The organism is Psychrobacter phenylpyruvicus DSM 7000 = NBRC 102152 (assembly GCF_000685805.1).
GTDB lineage: Bacteria > Pseudomonadota > Gammaproteobacteria > Pseudomonadales > Moraxellaceae > Psychrobacter > Psychrobacter phenylpyruvicus.
The window spans coordinates 1-19,168 of sequence record NZ_JMKP01000007.1; the positions used below are offsets into that span (position 1 = coordinate 1).

A 19,168-nucleotide genomic window follows, 5' to 3' on the forward strand; every position below is an offset into this window, starting at 1 on the left:
TCCTTGTAAGCTGTTTTCAAGTAACGGCTTACTAAGCTCTTGATAGCTGATGTTGTCATTATGCACAAATCGCCATAACGCTTGGGTCTGAGCAAAACTGCTTTTAGTATCCATAGTTGCTTTCATACCAGCATGTAGATAACCGTTTGGGTGAGTGTGATTGTGTACGAGTTGTTGATATCGTTTGATGAGCCTCGTATCTAGCTCCATTTTATCTATGCCATACTGGAAGATTCTATCATTCTTTTTTGCTCTTTTTAAGTTGTGTAGATACCTATGGCCATGCAGGCGTAGGACGACCCCCTGAGGCAATAGAGTCAATGACCAAAGAGCCTGAGTCCGACGAGGTCACAAAGAAAGTCATGATTAATAATACTGTTAAATACGAAGCAATTTGGGTAAACGGTAAAGCTTCAAACAGTTTAAATAAAGCCACTGACTTATCCGCCTGCACATCCCCAATCAATGTATCTAGTCCTTCTACCATGATTAGGTTCAGCGCAGTATCTCCAAAGACGGCAAACCAGAAAAAGGTGAAGATAACCGGGACAAACAACACTCCCAAAACGAACTGACGAATGGTACGTCCCCGGCTAATTTTAGCAATAAAAGTACCTACGAATGGTGACCAAGCAATGGTCCATGCAAAAATAAACAGTGTCCAGCTCGCAATCCAATCGCCATGCACATAGGCTTGTAAGCTAAACGTGCGCTCCACAATATTGCTTAAGTAGCTTCCCGTATTCTCCATAAACGCATTTAGGATAAATACACTAGGGCCGGCAATAAACACAAACAGCATCAATGCCGTTGCCAAGATCACGTTAAGCATGGATAAGCGCTTAATCCCCTTATCCATACCTGACAGCACTGAGATGAGAGCCGCCATGGTAATGACTGCAATGGTAATGATCTGGACACCGGTACCGATCGGAATCAAATCAGGCAGTAGGTAGTTCAAACCTGAGTTGATTTGTGACACTGATAAACCCAGCGTCGTTGCCACACCAAAAATTGTAGCCAACAAAGCAATAACATCAACACCATGACCAATAGGGCCATAAACCTTATCGCCAATCAACGGGAATAAAGTAGAGCGCATAGATAGTGGCAAGCCATGCCTAAAACCAAAGTAAGCTAAAACAAGCCCGGTAAAGGTATAAATCGCCCAGGTATGAAGCCCCCAGTGGAAATAAGCAATCTGCATTGCCTCTTTGGCAGCAGCAATGGTCTGCGGGGTCGAGTTTGGGGGTTCAGCAAAATGCACTACCGGCTCAGAAACGCCATAAAACAGCAAGGCAATACCGTATCCTGCTGAAAAAAGCATGGCGAACCATTCACTGAACTTATAATCCGGCTCTGCGTGATCAGGGCCAAGTTTAATATTACCGTAGGAGGAAAACGCCAATACCAAAATAAAGATTAGAAATAGCGCCACCGCTAACATATAGAACCAGCCAAAAGTAGTGGTGGTATAGTTGAGAACTTGGTTAAACAACTCTCCAGCAGCATCAGGATTTGAGATAGTGCCTATTACTAATAGCACCAGAACTATCACCGCTGGCGCAAAGACAGGCATTAAAATTGTGGACCTAGAGGGCTTTTTCAGCATAAGCTTTATTTTCCTTTTAGTAGACTAATCCTGATGGGTTGTAAGATTTCAAAAATACAACAAGCGCTATTTTCACCTTAGCTTAAGAATAAAAAAGGGCTTGCCCTTATTTTTTAAAGACAAACCCGTATTCTAAAGATTCGTGTTCAAATCTCAAGTTTAATTAAGTTTGATAACGCAATCTCCCTATTCATCAAACTTAACGTTACACGCAGCGAAGTAGACCCAGTACCTTGCATTTCTCTTGCATTTCTACTTAGCGCCTGTCTGTGTCTATTGATATTGGTCTTAAATTAAGTGCTATTAAACGGCTTCGATAGCCTCTTTCAGCTGCTTAGCTTGTTCTGCTAACTCAGCCATATCAGCCTGCGTAGTAGCATGCTTGCCCAGTTCGTGGAAATTTGAGGGGATTAGATGTACATGGTAGTGAAATACAGTTTGACCCGCCTCAGCTCCATTTAGCTGCATCTGAATAATGCCTTCACGTTGAAACACTTTACGCTGTGCCGCCATAATCTTTTTAGCAGTCATTAATACCGCACTGGCATACTCAGGCTCTAACTGCGATAGCTCAACCGCTTTTTGTTTTGGAATAATCAACACATGGCCTTTTGCCTGAGGCATAATATCCATAAATGCCAAAGTCTTATCGTCTTCATATACTTTATGGCAAGGCAAATCACCCGCTATAATTTTTGCAAAAATATTGTCATCTTCATAAGCTTTTATGGTCATTTTGTAAGTCCTTATATTGTTTTGATTGTGTTTAATCCAACAAGCAGGCTTGTAAGTTATTAAGCTTAACTTGTTTGCATTTATTCAACACTAACTACTGGCAAGTTGCAACCTTATTTGCTCAAACGTTACCGCATTGCCCTAGTTTACCTATATTGTCCAAGATTGCCGATATTGTCCAAGAATGCCGATATTGTCCTAGCTTACCGATACCAATAAAAAAAGAGACCGCATTGCAGTCTCTTTTTGTTCTCGATCTTCAAAGGACTAGAACACTCGGTTCAAACCATTCAAGGCCGCAACACGATAGGCTTCTGCCATCGTTGGATAGTTGAAAGTAGTATTGACGAAGTACTCAAGTGTACCTTTAAGTTTCATCACCGCCTGACCAATGTGAATAATCTCTGAAGCATGGTTACCATAACAATGAATACCTAAGATTTCTAAAGTCTCACGGTGGAATAAAATCTTCAAGACACCAGAACGCTCTCCTATGATTTGAGCACGCGCTAGATGTTTAAAGAAAGCTTGACCCACTTCATAAGGTACTTTCTCGTCGGTTAACTCTTGTTCAGTCTTACCAATACTTGAAATCTCCGGAATGGTATAAATACCGGTTGGAACACTTGAGACTGGCTCAGCATCTTTATCACCTACCATAAACGCAGCGGCACAACGGCCTTGGTCATAGGCGGCTGATGCCAATGATGGCCAACCAATTACGTCACCTGCAGCATAGATGTTATCAACCTCAGTACGGTAGGTGTCATCTACTTTTAGTTGACCACGGTTGTTGGCCTTTAAACCAATCGCTTCAAGATTCAAGCTTTCAGTATTACCTGAGCGACCGTTACACCATAGAATGGCATCAGACTTGATGCGTTTACCACTCTTCAGATGTAGCACCACATAATCATCATGAGTTTCTAGCCTCTCAATCTCTTCATTGTGGCGAACCAATACTCCAAATTGTCTAAAGTCATGAGCCAAAGCATCACTAATTTCTTTATCCAAGTAGCTTAAAAGCCCATCATGGTTATTAATTAGGTCGACTTTATAGCCAAGACCGGTGAAGATTGACGCATACTCACAACCGATTACCCCCGCCCCATAAATGATAATCTTTTTGACCACATAATCCATCTGCAAGATTTTGTCAGAGTCAAACACACGAGGGTGATCGAAGTCTAACAAGTCTGGGCGGTATGGGCGGCTACCTACAGTAATAATAGCTTTATTGAAAGTGATGGTTTCATAGCCTGCACCATCTCCCAACTCAATATGTAAGGTATGCTTATCCTCGAAACTTGCCCAACCATGACGAACCTCAATTTGGTTACGCTCATAGAAGCGGGTATGGGTTTCTACCTGAGTGCGAATTACTTTACGCGCATTGGTCAATACCTTATTCAAAGGCACTTGATAATAGTCTAGGCCTTGTGAGAATAAAGGATCACGGCGATAGTTAATCAGGTTGAAGACCGATTGACGCAAGGCTTTACTAGGGATAGTTCCGACGTGTGCTGAGTTACCCCCCACTTGATTACGAGGATCAACCACCACCACTTTTTTACCAGATTTAGCCAACTTCATTGAAGCTGCTTCACCAGCAGGGCCAGCTCCGATAACCACAGCATCATATTCAAAATCGTGCTTATCGCGCTTGATACGCTCATAGTCAGGAGTAAAGCCCGAATTGATCCGGATACGGTCATTGTCTAATGGGCTAATTAAATTAGGATGAAAAAGATGATCTTCTCCTGAGTCTGTTTGACTTGCTGACTCGCGACTTACCCCAGATGACGCAACGCTTGGAGCACTACCGCTGTTTTGGTTAGATACCTCAATATCTTTTTTGTCGTCACTGATATTGTTCGTTTCATCACCTTTATTTTTTTTTGACATATTATCCTCTTGTTGTGTACTTCTTCAATTTTTAGGCCTAAATTTAGGCACAGCATAATATTGGCTACATTATAGCAACTTCGCCTATTAACTTCATGGCGAAATCATTATCCAATACGACGTTTCAACCCTGTTATTTGTAGAATTCGAGTGGCAATCTCTTCCACAGACATTTCTGAAACATTCAGGCTAGGAATATTTTGGGTTATATATATCGCCTGAATCGCACGTTGCTCTTCTTCACACTGCTTATAACTGGCATAGCGACTCCCCGCTCTTCGCTCTTGACGAATTTTTTGTAGTCGATCTGTATCAATAATCAATCCAAACAACTTATCACGATGAGGTTGGAGTGCTTTTGGCAATTGATTATCAAATAAATCATCTTCAGTCAGTGGGTAGTTGGCTGCACGAATACCAAATTGTAAAGCTAAGTATAAAGAGGTAGGTGTTTTACCCGAGCGAGACACCCCGATTAAGATAATATCGGCCATGTCATAGTGACGGGTTCGCGCCCCATCATCATTATCTAAGGCAAAATGAACTGCATCGATTCGAGACTTGTAGGTCTCTGAGTCCACATCATCATGAGCGTGACCTGAATGAGCATCAGGCTCTACTCCGATTTCATCAGTAATACGTCCGATCAATCCTTCATACATATCCAGATTACAGGCCTGGGCTGAATTGATAATTTCTCTGATCTCAGGATCAACAATGGTGTCAAATACTAGAGGTAGTATGCCTGTTGTTTGGTAAGCTTGATTGATATGCTCAACCGCTACTTGCGCCATCTCTATAGTATCCACATAAGGAATGACTCTAGTCTCAAAAGGCACACTAGCGAACTGGCTTAAGATTGAACGCCCCAAGGTTTCTGCAGTAATAGCCGTACCATCTGATATAAAAAAAGCCACACGAATGACTTGTGGCTTGTCTACTGCCAAAGCACTACGGTTTTGAATGGTAGCTTTTGCAGATAATGAGCTCATTAGGTTTTCCATAAAATTCCTTAGCAGAAGTGCATCTTTCTACAAAAATATAGACAAAGTGCCTTATTAAAAATATTTCGTCATATCTTAACAAATATTAAGCCAATAAAGTATTTGAGAAGCTTAGCATTTATGCAAACATATCCCTTTACACTTATTATTGTGAGCAATCTCCTCTCTTGTAACAAACTTGTATCTATTAGCAAAATAACCTCCCCTAACTGACTTTACTTTATCTAATCACCGCTTTACTTAGTGAAATAGTTATTGCTACAATCAGCGTCAGCACCCGCTAGTCAGTACCGCCTAAAGATTACTTCTTCAAAATTAAATAAAATTGCGTGATAATTAAACCCCATGTTCTGATAATCAATAGATTTATAATATCTATATATATTGCTAATACGTTATAAAATATCAAACACAAACCATTATAAATTTAAGAAATACGATATATTTAGCAAATAATTAATCCATTGACTGCAACACTTTGACCCCTGTAAAACACCCCCTCCGTATTTTCCTTCGTGGACTGCTAATAACTATAAATGTTATAGTTCGCTCACATCACATTACCGTGGATGTAAAGCGTTAAGATTTCACCTTTATTGAATAATATTTGACTGAATCAACCCTTTTAAACTCACTGCCAAAAACAGTAGATCATGGTTGACTCAATCAGCTATTAAAAGAGTGCTAATCGGTACACAATTTAGATAAATAGCGGTATAATTTAAAAAAATAACCTTATTTCCTGGAGTTATCATGACAGCACCGCAAGTTATTACCCTTGACAAGTTAGGCAAAAACGACGTCGAAATCGTAGGCGGTAAAAACGCTTCATTAGGCGAAATGATTAGCCACCTATCAGATCTAGGGGTGAGTGTTCCTGGCGGTTTCGCGACCACAGCTGCAGCATTCAATAACTTCCTGACTGAGACTGGTCTTTTAGACAAAATCAACAACGAGCTAAAAGAGTTAGATGTTGATGATGTCAAAAAGCTAACTGAAACTGGTGAAAAGATTCGTAACTGGATCATCGAGCAAGAGCTACCAAAATCACTGGAGCAAGAAATCCGTGATGCATTTGAAGTGATGAGTGATGGTGAAGATATTGCCGTTGCTGTTCGCTCTTCTGCGACTGCCGAAGACTTACCAGACGCCTCTTTCGCAGGTCAGCAAGAAACTTATCTAAACATCCGTGGTATCGAAAACGTTCTTATCGCTATTAAAGAAGTTTTCTCGTCTCTATATAATGACCGTGCTATCGCTTACCGTGTTCACCAAGGATTCGAGCATGCGGGTGTTGCCCTATCAGCGGGTATTCAGCGTATGGTTCGTTCAGAAACAGGCGCAGCAGGGGTAATGTTCACCCTAGACACAGAAAGTGGTTTTGATGAAGTGGTATTCATCACCTCAAGCTACGGTCTTGGTGAAATGGTAGTACAGGGTGCCGTTAACCCAGATGAATTCTATTTATCAAAAGCTTTATTAGCAGAAAACAAACCTGCGGTTATTCGTCGTAACTTAGGTAGCAAACACCAGAAAATGATTTATGGTGATGAAGGTAGCACTACCCGTTCAGTGAAGACTGTAGAGGTAGATAAGGAAGAGCGCAATCAGTTCTCTTTAACCAATGAAGAGTTGACTGAACTAGCAACACAAGCCATCACTATCGAAAAACACTACGGCCAACCAATGGATATCGAGTGGGCTAAAGATGGTGATTCAGGTAAATTATTCATTGTTCAAGCTCGTCCAGAAACCGTTAAGAGCCGCCAAGACCGCAACGTTATGGAACGCTACATTATCCAAAGCAAAGACGCTAAAGTACTTTGTGAAGGTCGTTCAATCGGTCAGCGTGTAGGTTCAGGTAAAGTACGTATCGTAAACGACTTGAATGAAATGGACAAAGTTCAAGTGGGCGATGTTCTAGTATCAGATATGACTGACCCTGATTGGGAACCAGTCATGAAGCGTGCTTCAGCGATTATCACCAACCGTGGTGGTCGTACTTGTCACGCCGCTATTATTGCTCGTGAATTAGGCGTACCAGCTATCGTTGGTTGTGGTAACGCCACTGAAGTATTGACTGATGGCCAAGAAGTAACCGCTTCTTGTGCTGAAGGTGATACCGGCTTCATCTACGAAGGTCTATTAGATTTTGAAGTTCAAAGCAACTCTATTGATGCTATGCCAGAGCTTCCTTTCAAAGTTATGATGAACGTAGGTAACCCTGACCGTGCTTTCTCGTTTGCTCAAATTCCAAACGCTGGTGTTGGTCTAGCCCGTCTAGAATTCATCATCAACCGTATGATTGGTGTGCATCCAAAAGCGCTACTTAACATGAACAGCTTACCTCGTGAAATTTCACAAGCTATTAAAGAGCGTATCGCCGGTTATGCTTCTCCTGTAGATTTCTACGTTGATAAACTAGTTGAGGGTATCGCTACCCTAGCTGTAGCGTTCAGAGAACAGCCAGTTATCGTTCGTATGTCTGACTTTAAATCGAACGAATACGCCAACTTAATTGGTGGTAAGCTATACGAGCCTTCAGAAGAAAACCCAATGCTAGGCTTCCGTGGTGCTAGCCGCTATGTTTCAGACAACTTCCGCGACTGCTTCGAATTAGAGTGTCGTGCTCTAAAACGTGTTCGTGACGAGATGGGCTTAACCAACGTTAAGATTATGATCCCATTCGTACGTACTACCAAAGAAGCTGCTGAAGTGGTTGAAATTCTAGCCAAAAACGGCTTGAAGCGTGGCGAAAACGGTCTTGAGTTAATCATGATGTGTGAGCTTCCAACCAACGCATTGTTGGCTGAAGAGTTCCTACAGCACTTCGATGGTTTCTCAATTGGTTCTAACGACTTAACTCAGTTAACATTAGGTCTAGACCGTGACTCAGGTATCGTATCTCACTTATTTGATGAGCGTGACGAAGCGGTTAAAAAGCTATTATCAATGGCTATCGCTGAGTGCCGTAAGCAAGGTAAATATGTAGGTATTTGTGGTCAAGGCCCATCAGATCATCCAGACCTAGCTTATTGGTTAATGGAACAAGGCATTAGTTCTGTCTCATTAAACCCAGACTCAGTATTAGATACTTGGATGTTCTTAGCTAATGATGACAATGCTAACGCTAATGTTACAGCTAATTAATCTGTAAATTAATACTGTCATAAACTGTGGGTTATTGTTTATTAATAGCCCTCATAGCGACCACAAAAATCAACCCTTATTGATTATTGTGGTCGTTTTCATTTAATATTCTAAATAAATATTAAAATTAATAATATTAATGCTCCCACTGCGGACTTTAATTTTATAAAAAGGTTGTAATATTAATGCAGATTTATCTAGCTAGAAATCAGGTTCAAGCAGGTCCTTATACCTTAGAAGAGCTGAATAAGATGCTTGCTAATAGGCAAGTAGAACTAAATGATCTCATGTGGCATGTTGGCATGGAGCAATGGAAACAAGTGGGTGAAATGACCAATGGTCAGTTTTACTATGATCCCAATGCTTCCACGTCAACTAATACACCCCCTAGAAGGGTAACTGTGGCGGACCTTTATGGCAATAAACAGCCAGAATCTACTCAAAGTCCAGTAAATGGGCACTCCCCCTTTGCAAACACTCCAACCCATAATAAAAGCCCTATTCATAAAAATCATAATTTACAGTCAGCCTCCTCTAATTCGACTACTGAGTTGGCTACTATTGGTAATCGTGTCATTGCAGTTTTTATTGATGTTCTATTACTGATGGCGTGCTACTTACCTTTTCTGTCTGGACTAAATTACGACTTCACAGCAATATCAGCAACTGCTGGCGATATGGAGAAAATGACCCAGTTGGTTCAATCCGTACCTGAACATTTAAGCTCCCTGACTTCAGTGTTGTTTTTGGTATTATTTATAATGCAGCTTATGCTGCTGATAAAAAGAGGCCAAACTATTGGTAAAATAGTGATGGGCATTCGAATTGTTGATGCTAAAACCCAAAAACTGGCCTCAATCACCAATGTAATTTTGTTACGTAGTCTAGTGACTTCAGCTTTGTACGCTTTACCAGCCATCGGTACGCTATTCTTAATCGCTGACTTTGTGGTTATGGTCATTAACAAGCAGCGTCTGAGTATTCATGATAAGCTTGCCAAAACCATGGTGGTTAAAGCCGATCAAAATCAACTAAAAAAATAATTAATTCAGCGAGGCTCTATATTGAGTCTCAATAACGGCTGTATTGTATGCAATAGGCCAGTTTATAACGCTAAAACAGCATCATTTAAGCGGTTTGTATTGTAATTGCAGCATTAGTTTGTTAGAATTATCCGCTTTAATTTACACACAAATATAATATTCCAAATTTGTGTTGATGACGTTATTTAATGCCAGAGTATAAATTTAAACTGTTATTATCATAAGTTTAATCGCCATGCTCCTCTCGTTAAACTGGCTGCTTTAACAGGGCATGAATAACGTTACTATAGCTAACTTAAGCTAGCCAATGGATAGTCTCAGATCCATAATGGCTAAAGTAGGCACACTTATAATCTTCTAGCGTTAGATGGATTGATAAGTTTTGTGTAAATTTATAAATATAATTTTGAGTCAATTGGTTTTTACTATAAACTATTGATTTTTATATTCATCAGTATTTATTACTGAGTCCTAATTTAGTAATTAAACTCTACCAAGGAGACATCCGTGGCTAACTCAGCACAAGCTCGTAAACGCGCTCGTCAAAACAACACTCGTCGTCAGCACGCTGCATCTCAGCGTTCAATGATCCGTACTTACATCAAAAAAGTAGATGCCGCTATCTTAGCTGGTGACTACGATGCAGCTACTGCCGCTTACAACAAAGCAGTACCTGTAATCGATCGTATGGCTGACAAAGGTGTTATCCATAAGAACAAAGCTGCTCGTCATAAGAGCCGCTATAACAAAGCAATTAAAGCGCTTAAAGCTTAATTGATTTGCTATAAATAAAAATAAGCCCCTAGCTCAATTTGAGTTAGGGGCTTATTTTTTAGGTCATTTTTATTTTGAAAGACATTTATTATTCGTAAAATAAGACGAAGCTTTACGGCAATATCAAGCTTTGAGTCGGTACTTCAAACTTCTCGCCCCGCCAGATAAAATTAGCAGTCGACTCTTCAAAAGGCTTGTCATCGAACCACAAAAACATCCCCTCCATCATCTTTGGCCAATCATCCCAACTGATTTCTTTATGCTGGCGCATAACGCCTAACAAGGCCGCTAACAATGTATCGTGACTTACCGCTAGAGATAAATGGCCAGGCTCAGGCTGCGACTGATACAACAAGGACAGCAAATCTAATGCGCCTTGCTTAGCCGGCTTGGTACTGCTAGAAGCGTCTTGCAAAAATGTATTGATAAAGTTTAATGCCCCAAACTTCTTAAATTCTTCATTGGCTTGCTTAGCATCTGTCACCAAACTACCAGGCTCTACTAGTAAAGGTTCATGAGCAATGGGCTGTCTTACCCCTGCTCCCTCTTGCATAAGCTTAGCAGTATCAACACAGCGCCATATAGGGCTAGCAATACTATGCGTATCCATTGAGTAAGGCAAATACTCCGCCAGCCAGCGTCCCCAAGATTTAGCCAACACTCTGCCTTGAGGAGTCAGCGGCAAGTCATAACTGGCAAAACCTTGGCCGTTAGAGCGCTCTCTTAAAGAGTGTCTGGTAAATAAAATTAACCGCTCATCGTTATTGGGTAACTGCTTTACGGAATGCAGCATACTGGGCGGTAGATGCGCAGGAGCTGGTATTCGTACGAGCGGCTCTCTGCTATCCACATTAGACACCCCTCCTGCTATAAAAGGAGACTCTCCAAATTCAGGCTGATAGGTCGTATTGTTTTTCGACCTGCCTACTGTGGGGTTATCTAAAGGGGCGTGGTCTTTTGCCGAAACTGTCCACTTCTCATCGAGCTGCGGCTTAGCTTGCCCTACTGAATTGTTATTTTTTTTAGTCATAGCTCAACCGTATCAAACTTCTACCACCTTTGACCAGCTAAATTCCAATTGAGTACTGCTAATCTCCCCCGGATAAGCGCGAGGATTAACAATAACTCGTGTTTTGCCTTCAACATAGTCAAAAGCTTCATGAGTATGACCATGTAGCCATAGCTTAGGCGCCCAATCTTGATGCATCCATGAACTTAAATCTGTTACAAAGGCGGCATTACTCGGTCTGCCAGCGTATTGCTCAGAGACGGATCTTGGCGTCACACTATGGTGGGTCATGACCACTACCCGCTTACCTTCGCTATGTGCTGTGATCAATGCCTGCTTTAACCAAGCTCTGTGTCGCTGATGGATCTGAACTGACACTTCTGGCGAGAACAGCTGAGAGCCTGCCATTATCTGGCGGTAATCCCGCATAAAAGACATCACCGACTCTCGGGTTTCTGAGGTGGCCTCAAATTGATAATCAGTCCACAGCGTACAGCCTAAGAGGCGTAGGTCTCCAAAATCAAGCTGTTGACACTGTAGAAACTTCAAGCCCTTAAGAGAATCTTTATCAAAAGTATCCCACTGACTCAGCTTATCATCGAACGTTAGCACATCTTCAGAAAAGTATTCATGATTGCCTGCAATAGTAACCACAGGCTTGTCATTGATCTCAGCTTGTTGTTGTAACCACTGCATACCTAAGTCGCTATTGGCAGTATCTCCAGCCACCAATATAAGGTCAGCATCAGTCTGTGCGATAGCCCCTAAAGGCTTTTGGCGCTTAGCATAGCTGTCAATATGTAGGTCACTTAACACTTGAAGTTTCATAGAGTCTAATAACAAAGGCTGATTAATAGAAAATTTCAGTAATTACTTTAAGCTATCTAAGATTAGAGTCATCTTGTTGATAGGATCAGCAGCTTGGGTAATTGAGCGCCCAATAACTAAGTAATCAGAGCCATTTTGCATCGCCTCACTCGGGGTACAAATCCGCTTTTGGTCATCCGCTGAATCTTGCGCCATACGGATACCTGGTGTTATCAGTTGAAACTGCTGACCACAAAGTTGTTTTAACCGACTCGCTTCTTGAGCCGAACACACTACCCCATCCAGTCCTGCTTCTTTGGTCAATAATGCCAAGCGCTCCACCTGCTCAGTCACCGCCACATCAATACCTATGCCCTTTAAGCCCTGCTCTGTCATAGAGGTCAACACGGTAACTGCTATTAATAAGGTATCGTGACCGGCATCTACTAAGCGCTTTTTAGACTCTTGCATCGCTTCGAGTCCAGCACTGGCATGAACGTTAACCATCCATACTCCCATATCCGCAGCTGCCAATACCGCTTGTGCTGTTGTATTAGGAATATCATGGAATTTCAGATCCAAAAAAACCTCAAAGCCGCGACTATGTAACTCATTGATTATTTGAGGCCCACAGCGGGTGAACAGCTCCTTACCTACTTTAACTCGGCACAAGCTTGGGTCTAGCTGATCGGCCAGCTGCAATGCCTCCTTTAACGAAGCTTTATCAATGGCCACAATAATAGGCGAATTAGGACGGATTAAGTTTGGGGCAACCTGTTGATTCATCTGCTGAAGTTGAGTCACATTGTCTCCTGAAATATAAGTTTTGGTTATGACCATGAATTATCATTTTATGGGGTAGAATACGAATCTGCTGATTACAATACTAACTGGCTACAATACCAAATAGTATATAGCAGCCTTGACAAAAAAAACGACCCTTAGGTCGTTTTTTATTAATTGTGTCTCTTATTTTTAGTCATTGTTAAATAGTTACATTTTATTTGATGCAAACTATCTAATTGTGGTGGTATCAATAGGTTCAACATACACCTCTGAGTCAGGGTGCACTGCAGGATCTACAACAGGGGTGTGTGATAGTTGTTCAATTTCGACTTGAGCCTGGGTCAACTTATCCTGCAAGCGTTTGTTCTCTTTATTTAAACGACTGATTTCCCATTTATTTTGGAATACCTTAAATAGCAATAAAGACAACAGCATGCCAATAAGCACCCCTAGGAATAGACATAAAATTAATAATAACCCAAGGTTCATTGCTGGAGCTTCAGTGAATAATAAATTCACCCCAATCTCACTACTATTGGTTAAAACCAAGCCTAAAGAGTAACCAAAAACTAAAAATAATAATATAATAAGGACAAAACGCATAACTACCTCTAAATCATCAAAGTCGAATTTATGTACGTATGTTTTTTATATGTAGACTTATTAAACATACTAATGAATAAGATTATACCGTTATATTAGTCACTGTCGCTAGCCTTCATTTTGGTTAAATACAATTTTTTAACTATTAAAAGCCTTTATAGGCCTTATTAACCACTGGTATTGCAAGTAATAGTTATCAATGGGTCATTTTTTTGATACTATGCGTGTTAATTTATGATAACTATACCCCTATCTATTAATACACGGGTAATTATCCTTATTTCAGCGGTTACTGATTGAGCTAATATTATGTGTGATTACAGCAACCTTATTGCCGCTGTCAAACCCTATTTTTCACTGTTATATAGTAATTTTTAAGGATTTAATATGAATTTATTCATTCAAGCGGCTCATGCTGCTCCAGAAGCCGCTAGTGGCTCTGCAATGATTATGCAGTGGATTTTCCCGCTGGCTATTTTTGCCATTTTTTACTTTTTAGTAATTAGACCTCAATCTAAGCGCGCAAAAGAGCACCGCAATATGGTTGACTCATTAACCGTGGGCAATGAAGTTATCTTCGCTGGTGGTTTGATGGGCAAAATCAAATCAATCGATGGAGATTACGCAGTTGTGGCTCTAAATGACAAAAATGATGTGATGATCCAACGTGCTTCTGTAATCTCTGTGTTGCCTAATGGCACTATTGATGGTTTGCAATAAATAGTACTATTACCACTGTTTGCTAATCCAAAAATTGAACCTATCAAGAGTTAAAGGCAAGCCTGCATCTTCTAGTGTTCAGTTTTTGGATTATATGTTTTAATGAAATTAATTAGAGTGCGCTACCCCCATAAAGTCTGTCACAAAATCGACCTGCTTTATGACACGATAGGGCCATTTTCAGATATCTAAATCGCGATTGTTATTATTCTCGCGTAACTGTATTCAACTGTGTTAGACCTTTTGCTGAATCAATCGATTTATAGTTCAATCTGGCCTAACACCTCGTTTTATATGTTCCTATCTATCGAAGATTGGCTATAGCGTAGCGCTCTACTGTTACCTTCCCTCAAGTGAAGAAGCTACTATGCATTACCCTGCCTGGAAATATTTCTTAATCGTTACCGTGCTCGTCATAGCTGGGCTTTATGCTCTGCCTAATCTATATCCGGATGAGCCTGCGGTACAAATCACTAGTGCCTCAGCAGGTACCGAGCTGACTGATGAGGTGCTGAATCAATCAAAAAAACTTCTTGATGAAGCTGGTATCGCTTATCACGATCCTACTTTCTCAGAGAACAGTGCCTTATTACGAGTAGAAAATGGCGCAACACAGCGCAAGGCACAAGAAGTTCTACGCCAACAACTTGGTAATGACTATGTTGTGGCTTTAAACCTAGCGCAAACGACACCTGATTGGCTTCGTAGCATCGGTGCTAAGCCTTTAAAACTTGGTCTAGACTTACGTGGTGGTGTGCGCTTTGTTCTTGAAGTGGATATGGATAAGGCTCTTGAACAGCGCTTAAAAACTGCCAGCAATGATGTGCGTAGCAGCTTACGTGGTGAGCGCGTACCTGTGAAAGGCATCAACGTTGTCGATCAAGGTCTATTGCTGCATTTTAAAGCTACTGATTTACGAGATAAAGCACAGCGCATTATCCAGCGTGATCAAGGTAACCAATTTGAAATGCAAGCGCTGATGGACGATCAAGGCCCAGCGTTACGTTTACAATATAATGAAGCGACTCTAAAAGAGATTAATGAGTACGCAGTAGGACAAAACTTAACTACCCTGCGTAACCGTATTGCAGAGTTAGGCGTATCTGAAGCTTTGGTTCAATCTCAAGGCAGTAATCGTATTGTGGTTGAATTACCAGGGGTTCAAGATACTGCTGAAGCGAAGCGTGTCCTAGGTCGTACCGCTAACCTTGAGTTCCGCTTGGTAGCCGATGAAAATGCCACTTATACCGGTGGCATACCCCCTGCTGGCACTGAAGCCTTCCCATATATGAGCCTAGATGGTCCACCGTCGCTATTGAATCGTCAGCCTATCTTAACGGGTGAAAAAGTCCAAGGAGCAACCTCTGGACTAGACGAAAATGGCTCTCCTGAAGTAAACATTACCCTTGATACTGCTGGTGGTAAGCTGATGCAGAATGCTACCAAAAATGCGGTAGGCAAGCAGATGGCAGTATTGTTTATTGAGAATAAACAAAAAATCAGCTATGACACAGATCCAGAAACTGGGGAGACCATTGAAACTCGTACCCCTTATTCTGAAACTAAGATTATTAGCCAGGCGAACATTCAAGCAGTGCTAGGCTCTTCTTTCCGTATTACCGGTCTAGATAGCAATGCTGAAGCTGGCGAATTAGCCCTATTACTGCGCTCAGGTGCTCTTGCTGCGCCCATGTACTTCGTAGAAGAACGTACCATTGGTCCTTCACTGGGTCAGAAAAATATTGATGACGGTCTGTTTTCTACCAAAGTAGGCTACTTACTGGTCTTCTTATTTATGATTGTTTTCTACCGTCTATTTGGAGTGATTGCCAACATTGCTCTAGCCTTTAACTTAGTGATTATGGTGGCCGTACTCTCTATACTAGGGGCTTCATTAACGTTGCCTGGTATTGCAGGTATTGTATTGACCATCGGTATGGCAGTAGATGCTAACGTCCTGATTTTTGAGCGTATCCGAGAAGAGATTGCCGAAGGGGTAAGACCTAAATCAGCTATTGTGGCTGGCTTTGATCGTGCCTTTAGTAGTATCTTTGATGGTAACATCACCACCTTATTGGTCGCTATCATCTTATTCTCTATTGGCTCTGGCCCAATTAAAGGGTTCGCTATTACCCTGGCCATTGGTATTTTAAGCTCGTTGTTTACAGCTATTATTGTAACCCGTGCTTTGGTTCACTTGGTTTATGGTAATCGTAAATCTGTCGATAAATTGAGCATAGGCTAGGAGAGAATAATGTCTACTAACAATCAGCAAGATAATAAAAATACCAACTCAGGAACGCCAGATAGCTCAACTCCTGCCTACATTGAAGGAGGTCGTCGTAAAAGACGTGGCCCTCGTCGTGATGGGAGAGGCAACAATACTACCTTGTCACCTAGCGACAATATCGACCAAACTGATATTGAAAATACTGAATTAGCCACTTCTGATATCTACGAAGATGAGGCTGCTTTAGCTGAAGGTGGTATTAAAGCAGTGGGTTCGAAGCGCATAATCCCTTTTATGAAGCTTGAGAAACCTATGGCAATTTTTTCAATCCTAATGATTTTAATCAGTTTAGGTGCCTTATTTGTCAATGGCCTTAACCTTGGCTTAGACTTCACTGGTGGTGTGTCTGCTGACGTGAAGTATGAAAAGCCGGTAGAACAGACAGAAGTTATTCAGTCATTAGAAAAAGCGGGTTTCGATGATGCTGTGGTTCAGTATCTAGGAGGCACAACAGAGCTGTTAGTGCGCCTTCCCCCACAGTCTGACAACGTAGAAGGCTTGAATGAAAGTCTAGGCTCTGCTTTAGAGTTACCAAATAACAGCGCTGAGATCAGTAACGTTAACATCATTGGTAGTCAGGTAGGCGGTGAAGTCTACCTAAGCTCAATGATTGCCATTTTGACCGCGCTGGGTATGATGATGCTCTACGTGGCCGTACGTTTCCAATTTAAGTTAGCGGTTGGTGCGCTACTGGCTTTGGTGCATGATGCTATTGTAACCTTAGGCTTTTTTGCCTTATTCCAGTTCCCATTTGATTTGACCGTTTTGGCAGCTATTCTAGCGCTGATTGGTTATTCATTGAACGATACCATTGTGGTCTTTGACCGTATCCGTGAGAACTTCAGAAGGGTGCGTGATGCCACTCCAAGACAAATCGTTGACTTATCACTAACTGAGACATTACGCCGTACTATCATGACCGTCTCTACTGTATTGGTTGTGGTTCTAGCGATGTTATTCTTAGGCGGTGATGGTTTATTCTGGTTCTCAGTGGCCTTCTTTATTGGTCTAGTTGCAGGTACCTATTCATCAACTTACATTTCAAGCTCTATTCCTTTAGCAATGGGCTTGTCTCGTGATGACTTTGTGGTGAAGATTAAGCCTGAATTCCAAGAAGAAGTTGTTACCTTTAACGACCCAAAATCTTTTGAGGATTAGGTCGTTAATTAGCCGGTAATTGTTTTGGATAAACAAAATCCTTCTATCTACAAATCGTTGGATATGTAACAATAAAAAGCACCTTAGGGTGCTTTTTATTATTTTGGTCTTTTAATTTAATAAAAGTATTAAGTCTATGAGTCATACTAAGCCTGCCCCAATGAATTTAAGCTATCGCTACATTATTGCGATTGCTGCGCCTGTACTGATAGCCAACTTAGCCATGCCTTTACAAGGGGCTATAGATGTGGGGGTCGTTGGACATTTCCCTAAGTCTGCCCATTTGGCAGGGCTCGGGATTGCCTCCCAGCTTTGGCTACTAATACTGGTTAGCTTCAACTTTTTGCAATACGCCTCTTCAGGATTAGCCGCTCAAGCCCTAGGAAGGCAAGCCACAGGTGCCTCTGATGCCTCAGAGCTGTCAGATATTCTAATTCGTTCATTGGGCCTCGCTTTAATATTGGCCCTGTTGCTTTGGTTGTTTAAGCCCTTTATCTTAAAGTTAGGTTTACAGCTGTTAGGGGCGCAGCCGGAAAGTAGCCAAGCCGCTTATACGTATCTTAGCGTACGCTATTATGGCATTGTCTTTGAGCTTATGAACTATGCATTTATTGGCTGGTTTGCCGGACAAGGCAAAACAAAACAAATGATGATGGTGCAACTTTTAATCTCAATGATTAATATTATCATGACTTTAACCTTCGTATATGTGTTTGATATGGGGTTAACAGGTGTCGCCTTAGGCACAGTAATTGGCTATGCCATTGGCTGTATTACTGCCATTATTTTGGCAAAAGTGACTTTACGTGCTAATTCATCTAAATTAAAACTGCAATCTCAGGCTCCTAGCTTTACTAAAAAAAGACTCAATGAGATATTTGCTTTCGATAAAATGCTGAGCTTATTCTCTCTTAATAAAGATATTTTTATTAGAACTATCCTACTAACCCTTAGCTTTGCGTGGATCACTCGACTCTCTGCCCAACAAGGTGACTTGGTGATGGCCACCAATGCGGTACTGCTTCAAGTGCTTAGTATTTCAGCCTTTGCTTTAGATGGCGTGGCCGTGGCGGCTGAAAGCTTATCGGGTCAAGCGGCTGCTAGACAATCAAGGCAACAATTTATCACGGCAGTAAAACGCACAGGTATTATCACTTTTATATTGGCCCTAAGCTTAACCATTATATGGGCATTTGCTCTGCCAAGCTTCTTAAGTGTCATGACAGATCTACCAGCAGTGACTAAGCTGGCGCTAGATTATCGCTATGTTGCTACCTTACTGCCTTTGATCGGTGCTGGTGCCTATTGGCTTGATGGCATCATGTTTGGTCTCACTGCAGGAGCCAAAATCCGTCAAGTGGCAGTTATTGTCTCTGTCATATTCTTCCCATTAACCTATACGGTGTATCAGTTATTTGGCCAACATTATGCTATGCCCGTTGTATGGTTTGCGGTGTATTGGTTGCTGCTGTCCCGCTTTGCTATTGCTACAATTATATTATGGCGTAGTCAGCACAGCCTTATTTATAATAATTAGTAACCAGTTAATAGATTTATAACGCCAAGATTTGT

14 protein-coding genes and 2 pseudogenes are annotated in these 19,168 nt (G+C 41.4%); 7 read left to right on the top strand and 9 right to left on the bottom strand.

The window, feature by feature from the left end:
* The 5 genes and pseudogenes from G561_RS15140 to ppsR form a co-directional block, all read right to left on the bottom strand.
* A pseudogene (locus G561_RS15140) lies at window positions 1–321 on the bottom strand (hypothetical protein); the annotation flags it as partial.
* Window positions 281–1,612: pseudogene (locus tag G561_RS13920) on the bottom strand (BCCT family transporter); the annotation flags it as partial. The pseudogenes G561_RS15140 and G561_RS13920, both read right to left, overlap by 41 nt.
* Before the next feature lie 303 nt (window positions 1,613–1,915).
* A complete protein-coding gene (locus G561_RS0104175; protein ID WP_028858423.1) occupies window positions 1,916–2,347 on the bottom strand; it encodes an HIT family protein in 432 nt (143 codons plus the stop codon).
* A 267-nt stretch (window positions 2,348–2,614) separates the two neighbouring features.
* Window positions 2,615–4,252 (bottom strand): Si-specific NAD(P)(+) transhydrogenase, encoded by a 1,638-nt coding sequence (gene sthA / locus G561_RS0104180; protein ID WP_227674032.1) that lies wholly within the window; start codon window positions 4,250–4,252, stop codon window positions 2,615–2,617.
* A gap of 107 nt (window positions 4,253–4,359) precedes the next feature.
* On the bottom strand, window positions 4,360–5,244 hold the full coding sequence (gene ppsR / locus G561_RS0104185; RefSeq protein WP_373277673.1) for a posphoenolpyruvate synthetase regulatory kinase/phosphorylase PpsR: 885 nt from the start codon (window positions 5,242–5,244) through the stop codon (window positions 4,360–4,362).
* Between the two features lie 765 nt (window positions 5,245–6,009).
* Here ppsR and ppsA point away from each other — a divergent pair.
* From ppsA to rpsT, 3 genes are all read left to right on the top strand, one after another.
* Entirely contained in the window at window positions 6,010–8,406 is a 2,397-nt protein-coding gene (gene ppsA / locus G561_RS0104190) for a phosphoenolpyruvate synthase (protein ID WP_028858426.1), read from the top strand.
* Between the two features lie 185 nt (window positions 8,407–8,591).
* Window positions 8,592–9,449: an RDD family protein gene (locus tag G561_RS0104195; RefSeq protein WP_028858427.1), complete on the top strand. Its 858-nt coding sequence runs from the start codon at window positions 8,592–8,594 to the stop codon at window positions 9,447–9,449.
* A gap of 507 nt (window positions 9,450–9,956) precedes the next feature.
* Window positions 9,957–10,223: a 30S ribosomal protein S20 gene (gene rpsT / locus G561_RS0104200; protein WP_028858428.1), complete on the top strand. Its 267-nt coding sequence runs from the start codon at window positions 9,957–9,959 to the stop codon at window positions 10,221–10,223.
* Between the two features lie 112 nt (window positions 10,224–10,335).
* On the opposite strand, the gene G561_RS0104205 is transcribed toward rpsT, so the two are convergent.
* The 4 genes from G561_RS0104205 to G561_RS0104220 form a co-directional block, all read right to left on the bottom strand.
* Window positions 10,336–11,016, bottom strand: coding sequence for a histidine phosphatase family protein (locus G561_RS0104205; RefSeq protein WP_037031662.1), 681 nt, complete (start codon window positions 11,014–11,016; stop codon window positions 10,336–10,338).
* A 249-nt stretch (window positions 11,017–11,265) separates the two neighbouring features.
* Window positions 11,266–12,060, bottom strand: a complete 795-nt coding sequence (locus G561_RS0104210) for a metallophosphoesterase (protein WP_028858430.1) — start codon at window positions 12,058–12,060, stop codon at window positions 11,266–11,268.
* Between the two features lie 42 nt (window positions 12,061–12,102).
* Window positions 12,103–12,825, bottom strand: coding sequence for an orotidine-5'-phosphate decarboxylase (gene pyrF / locus G561_RS0104215; RefSeq protein WP_051584365.1), 723 nt, complete (start codon window positions 12,823–12,825; stop codon window positions 12,103–12,105).
* 228 nt (window positions 12,826–13,053) lie between these two features.
* On the bottom strand, window positions 13,054–13,428 hold the full coding sequence (locus tag G561_RS0104220; RefSeq protein WP_028858432.1) for a lipopolysaccharide assembly protein LapA domain-containing protein: 375 nt from the start codon (window positions 13,426–13,428) through the stop codon (window positions 13,054–13,056).
* A gap of 387 nt (window positions 13,429–13,815) precedes the next feature.
* On the opposite strand from G561_RS0104220, the gene yajC reads away from it, so the two are divergent.
* From yajC to G561_RS0104240, 4 genes are all read left to right on the top strand, one after another.
* A complete protein-coding gene (gene yajC / locus G561_RS0104225) occupies window positions 13,816–14,148 on the top strand; it encodes a preprotein translocase subunit YajC (protein ID WP_028858433.1) in 333 nt (110 codons plus the stop codon).
* 367 nt (window positions 14,149–14,515) lie between these two features.
* Complete coding sequence (secD, locus tag G561_RS0104230; RefSeq protein WP_028858434.1) at window positions 14,516–16,393, top strand: protein translocase subunit SecD; 1,878 nt, start codon at window positions 14,516–14,518, stop codon at window positions 16,391–16,393.
* Between the two features lie 9 nt (window positions 16,394–16,402).
* On the top strand, window positions 16,403–17,596 hold the full coding sequence (gene secF / locus G561_RS0104235; protein WP_227674031.1) for a protein translocase subunit SecF: 1,194 nt from the start codon (window positions 16,403–16,405) through the stop codon (window positions 17,594–17,596).
* 136 nt (window positions 17,597–17,732) lie between these two features.
* The gene (locus G561_RS0104240) at window positions 17,733–19,133 is read left to right on the top strand and encodes an MATE family efflux transporter (protein ID WP_028858436.1); all 1,401 of its coding nucleotides are present in this window, start codon (window positions 17,733–17,735) and stop codon (window positions 19,131–19,133) included.
* Window positions 19,134–19,168: the final 35 nt, after the last annotated feature.

What these genes read in the sequence shown, in the direction of transcription:
- G561_RS0104210 (WP_028858430.1), bottom strand. Translation starts at nt 12,060, where the DNA reads ATGAAACTTCAAGTGTTAAGTGACCTACATATTGACAGCTATGCTAAG.
- G561_RS0104195 (WP_028858427.1), top strand. Translation starts at nt 8,592, where the DNA reads ATGCAGATTTATCTAGCTAGAAATCAGGTTCAAGCAGGTCCTTATACC.
- sthA (WP_227674032.1), bottom strand. Translation starts at nt 4,252, where the DNA reads ATGTCAAAAAAAAATAAAGGTGATGAAACGAACAATATCAGTGACGAC.
- secF (WP_227674031.1), top strand. Translation starts at nt 16,403, where the DNA reads ATGTCTACTAACAATCAGCAAGATAATAAAAATACCAACTCAGGAACG.
- G561_RS0104240 (WP_028858436.1), top strand. Translation starts at nt 17,733, where the DNA reads ATGAGTCATACTAAGCCTGCCCCAATGAATTTAAGCTATCGCTACATT.
- G561_RS0104220 (WP_028858432.1), bottom strand. Translation starts at nt 13,428, where the DNA reads ATGCGTTTTGTCCTTATTATATTATTATTTTTAGTTTTTGGTTACTCT.
- secD (WP_028858434.1), top strand. Translation starts at nt 14,516, where the DNA reads ATGCATTACCCTGCCTGGAAATATTTCTTAATCGTTACCGTGCTCGTC.
- ppsA (WP_028858426.1), top strand. Translation starts at nt 6,010, where the DNA reads ATGACAGCACCGCAAGTTATTACCCTTGACAAGTTAGGCAAAAACGAC.
- pyrF (WP_051584365.1), bottom strand. Translation starts at nt 12,825, where the DNA reads ATGAATCAACAGGTTGCCCCAAACTTAATCCGTCCTAATTCGCCTATT.
- G561_RS0104205 (WP_037031662.1), bottom strand. Translation starts at nt 11,016, where the DNA reads ATGCTGCATTCCGTAAAGCAGTTACCCAATAACGATGAGCGGTTAATT.
- G561_RS0104175 (WP_028858423.1), bottom strand. Translation starts at nt 2,347, where the DNA reads ATGACCATAAAAGCTTATGAAGATGACAATATTTTTGCAAAAATTATA.
- ppsR (WP_373277673.1), bottom strand. Translation starts at nt 5,244, where the DNA reads ATGAGCTCATTATCTGCAAAAGCTACCATTCAAAACCGTAGTGCTTTG.
- yajC (WP_028858433.1), top strand. Translation starts at nt 13,816, where the DNA reads ATGAATTTATTCATTCAAGCGGCTCATGCTGCTCCAGAAGCCGCTAGT.